We start from the raw sequence: 12,787 nt of genomic DNA, 5'->3' as shown, positions 1-12,787 counted from the left end.
AACAGGCAAACGAGGAAGAAGTCCGACGACGGGTGATGTTGGGCCCGGCATGACCACTTCATGGACTGCCGCCCACCGCTCCGCCGTCATCAGCCCCTACGAAGGATTCAAGCTCGGCGAGCCCCGCGGCTTCGCCGACCAGACCGTACGTCAAGCGCTGCGCCTGGCCGGCGGAGGCGACGCCCTGCGGGTCCGGCTCAGCAACCGCTTCGGGAAGGAACCCCTGGTCATCGCCGGCGCACACCTGGCCAGGAGGACCGAGGGGAGCGGGATCGACACCGACACGGACGTGCCCCTGCTCTTCGCGGGCGCCTCAGATGTCACGATCCCCGTCGGCGAGGAAATCGTCAGCGACCCCGTCGAGAGGGCCGTCAGCGCGGGGGAGGAGCTCGCACTCAGCCTCTATCTGCCCGGGGACACCGGACTCACCACCCACTCCCGCGTGCCGTACGACATCGGACACGCCGTCTCCGGCAATCAGCTGGGAGCCGAAGTCCTCGAAAACGCCGAGGAGTTGGACGCCGGCCACTTCGTCACCGGCATCGACGTACGAGCCTCCGAGGGCACCCGCATCGCCGTCGCCTTCGGCGACTCCTGGATCGAGGGAGCCGCCACCACCCCTGGTACCGACAGCAGCTTCCCCGCCCAGCTCAGCCGCCGCCTCACCCGCGGCTGGATCGTCAACCAGGGCATCTCCGGCAACCGCCTGCTCAACGACGAGATGGGTGAACACCTCCTGGCCCGCATCGAACACGACGTCCTCCACGTACCCGGGGTCAGCCACGTCCTCATCCACATCGGCCTCAACGACCTGGGCATGCCCGGATACATCTCCCACCCCGAGCCCGCACGGGACCGCGTCACCGCCGACGACTTCATCGGCGGACTCACCGCGCTCGCCGACCGGCTGCATGCCGCGGGTCTCACCACCATCGTCGGCACCATCGGCCCGTACGCGGGCACGGTCTACGAGGGCTACGACAGCGAGGAGGGCCAGGCCACACGTCGCCGCGTCAACGAGTGGCTCCTCGGCGACGACCACCCCTTCGACGCCGTCATCGACATCGCCGCCGCCGTCGCGGACCCCGACCGACCCGACCGGATCCGCGACGACTTCAACAGCGGCGACGGCCTGCACGTCAACGACGCCGGCGCGAAAGCCATCGCCGACGCCGTGGACGTATCCCTGCTGGACCTCTAGAACACGGCGGTGCCGTTCCGCGTCAGCTTCCAGTCCACCGAAGCGAACTCGGCCGGGTTCAAGGTGCCCTTCGCGGTCACCCACTCGGCGATCCGCGTACGGATCTCCGTGGACTCCGACCACACCTCGGTCGCGGACGCCACATGCGGGAAGGCACCGCCACCATTGGCACGGTAGTTGTTCACCGCGAAAACGAACTGCTGCGCGTCGTCCAGCGCCGCACCGCTGTACGTCAGGTTCTTGATCCGCGAACCCTCCGCCTGCGCGATGTCGATGTCGTACTGAAGACCCGACACATAGTCGTAGTTGTAGTCCGGACGGTTGTTCGCGTTCGTCAGCTTCTCCGTGTCGATCACCGCGTCCGCGGCCGTCTGCACGAAGTAGTTCGCCGAGTACTCCAGGTACGCCCGCACCTGCGCGCCCGTCAGCAACTTCGCGACCAGCGTGTTGTCGTACACGTACAGGCTCGACAGATCCCGGATCGTCACCTCTCCGGCCGGGATCTCCGACGTACGCGAGAACGGCGACGCCTGCGCGATCACCGGCACCGACGCGTACTCCGTGCTCGCCAGCGCCGCCTTGACCACGTCCTCCTGGACCTTCGTGATCAGGTCGATGATCGGGGCGTCCTTGTACCGCGCCTCGACCGTCGTCAGCGTCTGAGTCGCCGTACCGACCACCTGATTGACGTACGCCACGACCACGTCGTGCTCGTCCTTCAGCAGCCGCGTGATCCTCGGATCGTCGGCCACCGCGTTCGAGTTGCGCAGCGACGCCGCCACCGACTCGACCTGCCACTTGCCCTTCTCGAAGACCAGCTCGAAGTCGAAGAGAGTCAGCCGCTCCGCGTAGCACAGCGGCTCCGACAACACGACCGTCTTGCCGGTCGCGGCGTTGGTGACCTTCAACTCCGGGATCTCCACATGCGCGTGCCCGACCAGAATCGCGTCGATGCCCGGCACCTGCTGGGCCACCAAAGCAGCCGAGTTCTCGATGTACGGCAACTGATCACCGTACGACGACGTGCCCGACGAACCGCTGTGCGCCGACACCACCACCACGTCCGCACCCATCGACCGCAGCTTCGGCACCCACTTCGCCGCCTGCTCCTCCAGACCCGGGAACGTCAACTTGCCCTGCACATAAGCCTTGTCCCAGATCGCGATACCCGGGTTCGTCAGACCGAGCACGGCCACCTTCACCGGCGGAGCACCCGGCACATGGAACTTCTTGATGAAGTACGGCGGGAAAGCGGGCTTCAGCGTCTTCGCGTCCAGCGCGTTCGCACCCAGCAGCGGGAAGCGACACTGCGACTCGAACTTCCGCAGCGTCTCGATGCCGTAGTTGAACTCGTGGTTCCCGAGCGCCACCGCGTCATACCCGATCGCGTTCATCGCCTGCGCCATCGGATGCACCGGACCACCCTTGGCAGTGATCGGGTCCACCTTCGCGTAGTAGTACGTCAGCGGCGTGCCCTGAATCGTGTCGCCCGCGTCGAGCAGCAGCGTGTGGGAGCGGCCCTTCTCCTCGCGCACCTCGTTCACCAGCGTCGAAATCCGGGCCAGGCCCATCGCGTTGCCCTTGGCGTCGGAGTACTCCGCGTCCTTGAAGTAGTCCCAGTTGAAGACATGCCCATGCAGGTCGGTCGTCCCCATCACCGTCAGCGAGTACCGCTTCGGGGCCTTCCCCGACTCCTTCGCCTCGGCCGCCCGCGCGGACGGCGCCGCGACCGCGCCGGTCAACGCCACTCCCGCCCCGGTCACGGCGGACTTCTTCAGGAACTTCCGGCGATTCAACGGCATCTCAGAGACTCCTCAGGAAACGGTCAACAACGCGCGTAGATTCTGACCCGGGCATCAACAACAGCAACAGCCCCCGCAGGTTTCGATCTGGTGACCTACAGACGCCCCAACGGGCCGCCCAGTGACAGAGTGGGACGTATGGCCCCCACCGCAGAGGAACCCCAACCCGCAGTCCCCTACGGCACCCCCGAAGCACCCCGCATCGCCGTCCGCGGCGAAGCCCGCCTCGAAGTCGACCCCGAAATCGCCCGCATCGGCATCACCGTCAGCGCCCGCGGCACCGACCGCCGCGACGCCCTCGCCGACCTCACCCGCCGCAACGCCACCGCCCTCGACCTCGTCAAGACCTACGGAGAAGCAGTCGAACGCCTGGAAACAGGCGCCTTCTCCATCAGCCCCGAACTCACCAAACACGGCCGCGGCGAACGCATCCGCGCCTATCACGGCCGCGTCCACATCACCGCCGAACTCACCGACTTCACCGCCCTCGGCGAACTCACCACCCGCCTCGCCGACCTCGACCTCACCCGCGTCGACGGCCCCCGGTGGGCCCTGCGCCCCGACTCACCCTCCCACCGCCAAGCCCGCCAGCAAGCCGTCCGCGAAGCCGTCCAACGCGCCCGCGAATATGCCGAAGCCCTCGGCACCACCCTCGCCGCCCTCGTCGAACTCGCCGACATCGGAGCAGAAAACACCCCACCCCCCTACCCCGCCGCCCCCGGCCGCGCCATGCGCTCCGCCTCCTACGCCGGAGCCGCCTCCGACGAAGCCGCACCCCTCGACCTCGAACCCCAACGCCAACGCGTCTACGCCCAGGTCAACGCCCGATTCACCATGGCACCACCGGAGTTGTAGCCCCTACGGTTCTACGCGCCGCCCGAGAACGCCACAGCCCGTGACCGGCTGCTTCTCCTGAACGGACGTCGCACGACCGACAGATAAATGCGCCGGGGCACCGAAAGGCCCCCTCATGCTCATCGGAGCACCCCGGCGCACAATTCAACGGTTGTCAATAACCCTTCACGCAAAGGTTGTTGAGTAGTCATGCAGCGCCAATTCCCTACCGGCCGGTAAGGCCTAGGCTCAAACCATGCGCCGAGCAAAGATCGTCTGTACATTGGGCCCCGCCACCGACTCGTACGACCAGATCAAAGCCCTGGTCGACGCCGGAATGGACGTAGCCCGATTCAACCTCAGCCACGGCACCTACGCCGAACACGAGGAGCGCTACCACCACGTGCGAAAGGCCTCCGACGAGACCGGCCGCAGCGTCGGAATCCTCGCCGACCTTCAAGGCCCGAAGATCCGACTCGGCCGCTTCAGCGAAGGCCCCGTACTCCTTGAACGCGGAGACACCTTCACCATCACCGTCGAAGAAGGCGTGGAAGGCGACCGCCAGACCTGCGGCACCACCTACGACGGACTGGCCGCCGACGTCACTCCCGGTGAACGCATCCTCGTCGACGACGGAAAAGTCTGCCTCGAAGTCACCACCGTCGACGGCCCCCGCGTCCACACCACCGTCGTCGAAGGCGGCATGGTCTCCGACCACAAAGGCCTCAACCTCCCCGGCGTCGCCGTCTCCGTCCCCGCCCTCTCCGACAAGGACGAAGCAGACCTCCGCTGGGCCCTCCGCAGCGGCTTCGACGTCATCGCCCTCTCCTTCGTACGCAGCGGACGCGACATCGACGACGTCCACCGCATCATGGACGAAGAAGGCCGCCGCCTCCCCGTCATCGCCAAAGTCGAGAAGCCACAGGCCGTCGAGAACATCGACGACATCGTCGCCGCCTTCGACGCCATCATGGTCGCCCGAGGCGACCTGGGCGTCGAAATGCCCCTCGAACAGGTCCCCATCGTCCAAAAACGCGCCATCAAGCTGGCCAAACGCAACGCCAAGCCGGTCATCGTCGCCACCCAAATGCTCGACTCGATGATCGACAACTCCCGCCCCACCCGCGCCGAAGCCTCGGACGTCGCCAACGCCGTCATCGACGGCACCGACGCCGTGATGCTCTCCGGCGAGACCAGCGTCGGCAAATACCCCATCGAGACCGTCCGAACCATGGCCCGCATCGTCGAAGCGGCCGAGGAAGACATCCTCGCCAAGGGCCTGCCGCCCCTCACCGACCGCAACAAACCCCGCACCCAAGGCGGCGCGGTCGCCCGAGCAGCTGCCGAGATGGGCGACTTCCTGGGCGCCAAGTTCCTCGTCGCCTTCACCCAGTCCGGCGACACCGTCCGCCGCCTGTCGCGATACAGGTCACCCATCCCCCTGCTGGCCTTCACCCCGGCCCCGGCGACCCGCTCCCAGCTCAACCTCACCTGGGGCGTCGAAACCTTCCTCGGCCCCCACGTCGACTCCACCGACGCCATGGTCGACCAGGTCGACGAACTCCTCCTCAAGTACGGCCGCTGCCAGAAAGGCGACATCGTCGTCATCACAGCCGGATCACCGCCCGGAGTCTCCGGCTCCACGAACCTCGTACGCGTGCACCACATCGGCGAGGACGACAGCCCCAAGTAACACGCGAAGGGCCCCTCCAGGCGAGGGGCCCTCTCTTCATGGCGTCACGATGTTGAAATCGGCGGTCGGCGTCACGATCACCGAGAACAACTTCGTGAGCAGAGCCGTGTCACCCGACGTCTGGATCGACCCCAACCCCTTCCCCGCGAGCAGCTGAAGCAACTGCACCTTGCTCATGGTGAGCGTGAGCCTCGCCGAGACACTGGCCTTCGTATCGACGGTGTGGGTCAACACCCCGTTCCTCAGCCGCAGATGCCAGTACTTGCCCTGCCCCGGCAGACACCAGTCGATGGCGAGATCGAGATCCCAGGCCTTGGGGCCGTTCACACGCACCGACATCGCATCGATGAGCTGGTCAACGGACAGCGCCGCCTTCACATCCGTACTGTCCGACGTCGTCAGCGGCTCCTTCACACCCTCCCGGAGCTCCATCGCCCCCGTCAGATAGAAGTTCCGCCACACCGCGTTCTCCGACGCGAACGCGAGCTTCTCGTAGACCTGCGCCAGAAGCTGCTTCGGCCTCTGATAATCCGGCCCCGCGAACACACAATGATTCAGCAGCGTCGCCGCGAACCGCAGATCGCCGTCACGGATGAATCCCCGAGCCTTCGAAACAGCGGACGCCATTCCACCGAGCGCCTTCACATACCGCTCGGCCTCGGCGACCGGCGGATGCTCCCACAAATGCGCGGGATTGGCGTCGAACCACCCCATGTACCGCTGATAAATCCCCTTCACGTTATGACTCAACGACCCGTAGTAACCCCGATTCGCCCACACCTTGGCAAGAGCGGGAGGCAGCTCGAATTCCTCGGCGATCTCACGCCCGGTCAACCCCGCGTTGAGCATCCGCAAGGTCTGATCATGCATGTAGGCGTAAAGATCCCGCTGCTGTTCGAGCAGCGTGACGATCACATCGTTCCCCCAGGTCGGCCAGTGGTGCGACGCGAACGCGACATCGACCCGACCGTCGTACAGCCCGATCGACTCGGTGAGATACGCCACCCATTGCTTGGCATCCCGGACCTGCGCACCCCGCAGCGTGATGATGTTGTGCATCGTGTGCGTCGCGTTCTCCGCCATACAGACAGCACGCAGCTCCGGGAACAGGAAGTTCATCTCGGCCGGCGCCTCCGTGCCCGGCGTCATCTGGAACTCCATGACCACACCGTCAATGGTCTCGCGCTGCCCGGTAGCGGACACATAGACGGTGGGCTCCAGCAACCCGATGGTCCCGGTGGAAATGTTCTGCCCCAGCCCACAACCGATCTGCCCCGCCGGACCCTTGTCGAGCTGGGCGCCGTACATATAGACGGAGCGCCGCGTCATGGCCGTACCCGCGTATACGTTCTCGGAGACAGCGTGCTCCATGAACCCCTCGGGAGCCAGGACGGGAACGCTGCCCGCCCCATCCGGCAGTACGCCACGGCAACCGCCGTAATGATCGATGTGCGGGTGCGTGTAGACGAGCCCCGTGACCTTCTTGTCGGCCACGTGGTCGCGGTACAGCTTCAGCGCGGCGGCGGCCGTCTCGGCGGAGATCAGGGGGTCGATGACGACGATCCCGGTATCGCCCTCGACGATCGTCATATTGGAGAGGTCGAGCCCCCGGACCTGATAGATCCGGTCGGTCACCTTGTACAGCCCCTGCTTCCGCGTGAGCTGCGACTGCCGCCACAGGCTCGCGTTCGCGGTCTTGGGAGCGGGGTTCTTCAGGAAGGCGTACGCGTCGTTGTCCCACACCACGGCGCCGGCCGCGTTCTTCACGACGCCCGGTTCGAGCGCGGCGATGAATCCCCTGTCGGCGGCTTCGAAGTCGGCGGTATCCGTCGCCGTACTCCCGCCGCTCGCGCCACTCGCACCGAGCGCGGCGGCGGACTGCGGGTTCAGGGACACGGCCGCCGCAGCCGCACCGGCGGCCGCGGCGACGAAACCTCGTCGGTTCATGGGAGTCATGCCGCCGAAGATCGCCGCGGGGGGTCACTCCGGTCAACGGTTCTTTCGCGATTTGGGGCAGGTCCTAACCGGAGGCCGGGTGGGCTGTGACGGGTCATATTGCGGGGTCAGTACTTGGGGCCTACGTGGGTGTCCATGAGGGTGACGGAGGCCTTGCGGGCGATGGAGATGTTGAAGGGGTCGCTGCCGCGGGCGAGGGTGGTCCACTCGACGCCCACCTTGTCGAGGGTGTCCGTGAAGAGCCTCCTGATGTCGTCCGACTTGTTGGCGAAGAAGTACCGGGGGTACTCGTAGCGCTTGCGTTCGCCGGCGACGAGTCGGGTCGTCCAATTGGTGATGCGGCAGCCGTCGGAGTGGATGAGGCCCCGGATGAACTGCCAGGGATGGGCGTCGAGGATTTCGTGTTGCCAGGGTTCGAGGACGATGAGGCGCTCGTGCTTCTTGCCGGGGCCGTGCTGGGGGAACAGGCAGTGCAAGTGCTTCGAGTACACCTTCACGTTTCGGCAGCCGATCTTGCGGACGCGGCAGACGGAGTTGTCGGGGAAGACCGCGCGCATGGCCTGCTCGCAGTCGTCCATGAGGCCGGGCCACGATTCGGCGCAGGTGATCATGAGGTTGGGCACGCGGTGCTCGGAGTAACGGCTGATGTGGCCGTCGCCCAGGTACAGGCCGAGCAAGTAGCTGTACGCGGACTCGTCCAGCTCTCGGCCGTCGCACCGTGGGCATTTTGGGTCATGTTTGCCCGGGCACTCGCCGCGCTTCGCGCGGTCCATGTGCTTCCAGTAGCTGACGGTGCCGAGGGGGACGTTGAATTTCCGCGCCACGTCTGCGTTCCTCGTGCCGTTGCGCAGCAGTGTGAGCGCTTGCTGTCGAACCTCTGTTCCGTGAAAGATCATGCGTGCCACTCTGTGTCACCGATCGTGGCCGTGTGTAGCAAAAAGCGGAGGTTCACGAGAACGTGAACCTCCGCTTAGCGCCGAACTGTGCCGGGTGCGGGATTCGAACCCGCAAGCCCTCACGGGCAGAGGTGTTTGAGACCTCCGTGTATACCGTTCCACCAACCCGGCGTGAGTGGGCTGTGCGGAAGCATACCGGGTCATCGCAGGCCGCCGCCCCTAGGTAGTCTTCATAAGCAGCACTACCTGCCCGGCCCGTAATGAGGAGCCCCCGTGACCGCCCCCGAGTCGCCCCAGCCCGTAGACGCGCCCGACGACGACAAGGCGCACGTGCCTCCGCTGACGACCCGTGTCGTCATCGCTGAGGACGAGGCGCTGATTCGCCTCGACCTCAAAGAGATGCTGGAGGAGGAGGGCTACTCCGTCGTAGGTGAGGCGGGTGACGGTGAGCAGGCCGTCGAGCTGGCCCGGGAGCACAAGCCGGATCTCGTGATCCTCGACGTGAAGATGCCGAAGATGGATGGCATCTCCGCCGCCGAGAAGATCGCCGAGGAGGGCATCGCCCCCGTCCTGATGCTGACCGCGTTCTCGCAGCGCGACCTGGTCGAGCGTGCGCGCGACGCCGGCGCGATGGCGTACTTGGTGAAGCCGTTCAGCAAGAGTGACGTCGTGCCGGCGATCGAGATGGCTGTCTCGCGGTTCACGGAGCTCAAGGCGCTGGAGAAGGAGATCGAGGATCTCACGCAGCGGCTGGAGACGCGGAAGCTCGTCGACCGTGCGAAGTCGGTTCTGCAGACGGCGTACGGGCTGACGGAGCCCGCTGCCTTCCGGTGGATTCAGAAGACGTCGATGGACCGGCGTATGTCGATGCAGCAGGTGGCCGAGGCGGTCATTCAGGACGCCGAGGAGAAGAAGTCCTCGAAGGGCTAGTCCCGCCCCCACCCGGTACGAGCAGACGAAAGAGGCCCGCACCCCCGAACAAGGGGCGCGGGCCTCTTCGTACACCCGATTTCGTATACCCGGAGAGGGCTCAGTCCTCGCCGAGGTACGCCTTCCGCACGGACTCGTCGTGCAGCAGGTCCTGCCCTGTGCCGGAGAGGACGATGTTGCCGACCTCCATGACGTGTCCTTGGTCGGCGAGGGAGAGCGCTGCCTGGGCGTTCTGCTCGACGAGGAGGATGGTCGTGCCGGAGGCCTTGAGTTCGGCGATCGTGGCCATGATCTTCTGCATCATGATCGGCGAGAGGCCCATGGAGGGTTCGTCGAGCATCAGTAGCTTGGGCTGGGACATGAGGGCGCGGCCCATCGCCAGCATCTGCTGCTCGCCGCCCGAGAGGGTTCCTGCGGCTTGCTTACGGCGCTCGCCCAGGATGGGGAAGAGGTCGTAGGCGCGCTGGATGTCCTTCTCGATGCCTGCCTTGTCGGTGCGGAGGAATGCGCCGAGTTGGAGGTTTTCGGTGATCGTCAGCCGGGGGAAGATGTGGCGTCCCTCGGGGGAGTGGGCGAGGCCGAGGGCGACGATCTTGTGGGCGGGGACCCCGGAGAGGGGTTGGCCGTCGAAGAGGATGCGGCCTCCGCTGGGCTTGAGGAGCCCGGAGAGGGTGCGCAGGGTGGTGGTTTTGCCGGCGCCGTTGGTGCCGATGAGGGTGACGATCTGACCGGCTTCGACGGTGAAGGAGATGCCCTTGACGGCTTCGATCTTGCCGTAGGCGACCTTGAGGTCTTCGACCTCCAGCAGTGCGGTCACTGGGCGGTTCCTTCCTTGCTGGTGGTGCTCTGCGCGTCGGAGGCTCCCGCGGCTTCGGCGGCCTCGACTTCGGCGACTTCCTCTTCGCCGGGGGCGCCCTCGAAGGGCGTACCGAGGTAGGCGGCGATGACGCGTTCGTCGCCCTGGACGACCTCTGACGTTCCTTCGACGAGTTTTTCGCCTTGGACGAGGCAGGCGACGCGGTCGCTCAGGTTGAAGATGAAGCGCATGTCGTGCTCGATGACGAGGACGGCGATGCCCCGGTCGCGGATGGCGAAGACGAGGTCTTCGGTCGCCCGCGTTTCTTGGGGGTTCATGCCGGCGGTGGGCTCGTCGAGGAGCAGGAGACCCGGCTCGCTCGCCATCGCTCGCGCGATCTCCAGCTTGCGCTGTTCGCCGTAGGGGAGGTTGCGGGAGAGGTGGTCGGCCTTGTGGGCGAGGCCGATGAACTCCAGCAGTTCCATGGCGCGTTCGCGGGAGTCCGCTTCGGCCTTGCGGAAGCCGGGGCCGCGCAGGAGGGCCGACCAGAGGCCTTCCTTGGTGCGGGTGTGGCGGCCGACGAGGACGTTTTCCAGGACGGTCATGTTGGCGAAGAGCCGGATGTTCTGGAAGGTGCGGGCGATGCCTGCGCTGGTGACCAGGTGCGGCTTCGGGGGCAGCACCGTGCCTTTGTAGGAGACCTTGCCTTCGGTGGGGACGTACAGGCCCGTGAGGCAGTTGAAGAAGGTGGTCTTGCCGGCGCCGTTGGGGCCGATGAGGCCGACGATCTCGCCGCTGTTGACGGTGAGGTCGACGCTGCGTACGGCGGTGAGGCCGCCGAAGCGCATGGTGACGCCGCTGGCTTCGAGGACGGGGCTGGGGGCTGTGGTGGTGGTCATGTGGGTCACGCCCCTGCCTTGGTGACGCCGACGGTGGTGTCGGGCAGGCCTTGTTCGGGGATGTCGAGTTGGTCGGTCTCGTGGAATTCGAGCTGGCGGCGGCGGTTGGCGATGATGCCTTCGGGGCGGAAGCGCATGAGGATCACGAGTGCGATGCCGAATGCCAGGAGCTGGTACTCCTTGAGGAAGCTGAGCTTCTCGGGGAGGAGGTAGAGCAGCGTGGCGCCGAGGATGGGGCCGTTGACCGTGCCCATGCCGCCGAGGACGACCGCGGCGAGCAGGAAGGCGGAGTTCGGGGGCACGGAGCCGGCGAACTGGTACGGGGCCGGGTTGACGCTGTAGCCGACGTGGGCGCTGACGGTTCCGGCGAGGCCGGCGAGCGAGGCGCCGAGGGCGAAGGCGATGAGCTTGACGCGGAAGCCGTTGATGCCCATGGCGGTGGCGGCGGTCTCGTCTTCGCGGATGGCGATCCAGGAGCGGCCGATCCGGGAGTCGGCGGCGCGGTTGAAGACGATGACGACGAGCGCGGTGATGAGCAGCATCAGGAGGAAGTAGTTCGCGAATCGGCCGAGGGTGATTCCGCCGATGTCGTGGGTGCTTCCGAAGTTGAACCCGAGGATCTTGAGGTCCGGGATCATGGAGATGCCGTTGGGGCCGTTGGTGAGGTTCGGTCCGCTGGAGCCGTCCATGTTGTTGACGGTGATGCGGAAGATCTCTCCGAAGCCCAGGGTGACGATGGCGAGGTAGTCGCCGCGCAGTCGCAGGGTGGGGGCGCCGATGAGGACGCCGAAGACGAGTGACGCTGCCATGCCGGTGAGCATGGCGGCCCAGAAGGGGAACTGGACGCCGGCGAAGCGGGAGAACTCGGAGCCGGAGACGAGGGCCGCGGCGTAGGCGCCGACTCCGAGGAAGGCGACGTATCCGAGGTCGAGGAGTCCGGTGAGGCCGACGACGATGTTGAGGCCGAGGGCGACGGTGGCGACGACGAGGATGTTCACGCCGAGGTTGGCGTTGTGCTCGTTGTTCTCGACGAAGGGGAAGATCGCCGCGGCGAGGAATGCCATGGAGGTGGCGAATCCCTTGTGGCGGGCGTTGAGTTCGGCGAAGCGGTCGAAGAGTCCGGCGGTGAGCAGGGCCCAGGTGCCGAAGATGACCAGGAGCAGGTAGCCGAGGAACGTTTCGCTTGCGTCGGGGTCGACGCCGATGCCGTAGGTGAAGACGATCAGGGCCACGGCGGTGGCGGCGGTGATGACGAGGCGTTCGCCCCAGGCGGGGAGCTTGGCGGCCGGGGGGATGTTGCCCGGCTTGCTGACCCAGTCCTTGAAGGTGTCGCCGGGGCTGGGGAGTGCCAGGGTGCCGAGGAGGGCGATGAGGGAGCCGATGGCGGCGATGTAGGCGCCGGGGTCGAGGGCGACGAGGCCCTTGAGGTCGACGGCGATCGCGATGGCGCTGAACCAGCTGACGGCGAACGCGGAGGTGGCGGCGAGGACGACGGGCTGGGTGGCGCCCGCCGGGTTGAGCCAGCGCAGGCCGCGGATGTCGAAGAGGGTGAGCGCGAAGAGCAGGGTGAGGGCGCCGGCGACGATGTCGAGGATCTGGAGTCCGGCCGGGGAGCCGTAGTAGGTGAGGTCCCCGGGGAAGTCGGACGTGTAGGTCCAGGACATGAACGTGCTGGCGATGGTGGCGATGGCGCCGATGGCGATGAGGGCGCGGGCGGCGGTCTGGGGGAGTGCGATCAGGCCGCGTGCGGTGGCGGTGGTCTCGGTGGTTGCCATGGTGC

10 protein-coding genes and 1 tRNA gene are annotated in these 12,787 nt (G+C 66.4%); 4 read left to right on the top strand and 7 right to left on the bottom strand.

Annotation, left to right across the window (positions count from 1 at the left end):
- Positions 1-49: 49 nt before the first annotated feature.
- Complete coding sequence (locus tag ACZ4WS_RS30615; RefSeq protein WP_467985547.1) at positions 50-1,201, top strand: GDSL-type esterase/lipase family protein; 1,152 nt, start codon at positions 50-52, stop codon at positions 1,199-1,201.
- On the opposite strand, the gene ACZ4WS_RS30610 is transcribed toward ACZ4WS_RS30615, so the two are convergent.
- The gene (locus ACZ4WS_RS30610) at positions 1,198-3,003 is read right to left on the bottom strand and encodes a bifunctional metallophosphatase/5'-nucleotidase (RefSeq protein WP_467985545.1); all 1,806 of its coding nucleotides are present in this window, start codon (positions 3,001-3,003) and stop codon (positions 1,198-1,200) included. The two genes, ACZ4WS_RS30615 and ACZ4WS_RS30610, sit on opposite strands and share 4 nt — an antisense overlap.
- A 138-nt stretch (positions 3,004-3,141) precedes the next feature.
- On the opposite strand from ACZ4WS_RS30610, the gene ACZ4WS_RS30605 reads away from it, so the two are divergent.
- A complete protein-coding gene (locus ACZ4WS_RS30605) occupies positions 3,142-3,858 on the top strand; it encodes an SIMPL domain-containing protein (protein WP_467985543.1) in 717 nt (238 codons plus the stop codon).
- A 235-nt stretch (positions 3,859-4,093) separates the two neighbouring features.
- On the top strand, positions 4,094-5,530 hold the full coding sequence (gene pyk, locus ACZ4WS_RS30600) for a pyruvate kinase (protein WP_467985541.1): 1,437 nt from the start codon (positions 4,094-4,096) through the stop codon (positions 5,528-5,530).
- A 36-nt stretch (positions 5,531-5,566) separates the two neighbouring features.
- Here the strand turns inward: pyk and ACZ4WS_RS30595 are convergent, their stop codons facing one another.
- The 3 genes from ACZ4WS_RS30595 to ACZ4WS_RS30585 all read right to left on the bottom strand — a co-directional run bounded on the left by ACZ4WS_RS30595 (position 5,567) and on the right by ACZ4WS_RS30585 (position 8,553).
- Positions 5,567-7,486, bottom strand: coding sequence for an alkyl/aryl-sulfatase (locus ACZ4WS_RS30595; RefSeq protein WP_467985539.1), 1,920 nt, complete (start codon positions 7,484-7,486; stop codon positions 5,567-5,569).
- A gap of 107 nt (positions 7,487-7,593) precedes the next feature.
- Complete coding sequence (locus ACZ4WS_RS30590; RefSeq protein ID WP_467985537.1) at positions 7,594-8,382, bottom strand: helix-turn-helix domain-containing protein; 789 nt, start codon at positions 8,380-8,382, stop codon at positions 7,594-7,596.
- Positions 8,383-8,470: 88 nt separating this feature from the next.
- A tRNA-Leu gene (locus ACZ4WS_RS30585) sits at positions 8,471-8,553 on the bottom strand.
- A gap of 102 nt (positions 8,554-8,655) precedes the next feature.
- On the opposite strand from ACZ4WS_RS30585, the gene ACZ4WS_RS30580 reads away from it, so the two are divergent.
- Complete coding sequence (locus ACZ4WS_RS30580) at positions 8,656-9,312, top strand: ANTAR domain-containing response regulator (RefSeq protein WP_467985536.1); 657 nt, start codon at positions 8,656-8,658, stop codon at positions 9,310-9,312.
- Between the two features lie 100 nt (positions 9,313-9,412).
- On the opposite strand, the gene ACZ4WS_RS30575 is transcribed toward ACZ4WS_RS30580, so the two are convergent.
- The 3 genes from ACZ4WS_RS30575 to ACZ4WS_RS30565 are packed head-to-tail and all read right to left on the bottom strand — an operon-like array spanning position 9,413 to position 12,782.
- Entirely contained in the window at positions 9,413-10,129 is a 717-nt protein-coding gene (locus tag ACZ4WS_RS30575) for an ABC transporter ATP-binding protein (RefSeq protein ID WP_467985534.1), read from the bottom strand.
- Entirely contained in the window at positions 10,126-11,007 is an 882-nt protein-coding gene (locus tag ACZ4WS_RS30570) for an ABC transporter ATP-binding protein (protein ID WP_467985530.1), read from the bottom strand. The genes ACZ4WS_RS30575 and ACZ4WS_RS30570 overlap by 4 nt, the downstream gene beginning before the upstream one ends.
- A gap of 5 nt (positions 11,008-11,012) precedes the next feature.
- Positions 11,013-12,782 (bottom strand): branched-chain amino acid ABC transporter permease, encoded by a 1,770-nt coding sequence (locus ACZ4WS_RS30565; RefSeq protein WP_467985891.1) that lies wholly within the window; start codon positions 12,780-12,782, stop codon positions 11,013-11,015.
- Between the last annotated feature and the right edge of the window lie 5 nt (positions 12,783-12,787).

The sequence above is a fragment of the Streptomyces sp. NPDC029292 genome (assembly GCF_055569295.1).
Note: the sequence above shows the minus strand (reverse complement) of the source record. Positions and strands in the feature narration are given on the sequence as shown.

Bases quoted from the DNA above. Each gene is read 5' to 3' on its own strand.
- ACZ4WS_RS30570 (WP_467985530.1), bottom strand. From the start codon at position 11,007: ATGACCACCACCACAGCCCCCAGCCCCGTCCTCGAAGCCAGCGGCGTC.
- ACZ4WS_RS30605 (WP_467985543.1), top strand. From the start codon at position 3,142: ATGGCCCCCACCGCAGAGGAACCCCAACCCGCAGTCCCCTACGGCACC.
- ACZ4WS_RS30615 (WP_467985547.1), top strand. From the start codon at position 50: ATGACCACTTCATGGACTGCCGCCCACCGCTCCGCCGTCATCAGCCCC.
- ACZ4WS_RS30565 (WP_467985891.1), bottom strand. From the start codon at position 12,782: ATGGCAACCACCGAGACCACCGCCACCGCACGCGGCCTGATCGCACTC.
- ACZ4WS_RS30590 (WP_467985537.1), bottom strand. From the start codon at position 8,382: ATGATCTTTCACGGAACAGAGGTTCGACAGCAAGCGCTCACACTGCTG.
- ACZ4WS_RS30595 (WP_467985539.1), bottom strand. From the start codon at position 7,486: ATGACTCCCATGAACCGACGAGGTTTCGTCGCCGCGGCCGCCGGTGCG.
- ACZ4WS_RS30610 (WP_467985545.1), bottom strand. From the start codon at position 3,003: ATGCCGTTGAATCGCCGGAAGTTCCTGAAGAAGTCCGCCGTGACCGGG.
- pyk (WP_467985541.1), top strand. From the start codon at position 4,094: ATGCGCCGAGCAAAGATCGTCTGTACATTGGGCCCCGCCACCGACTCG.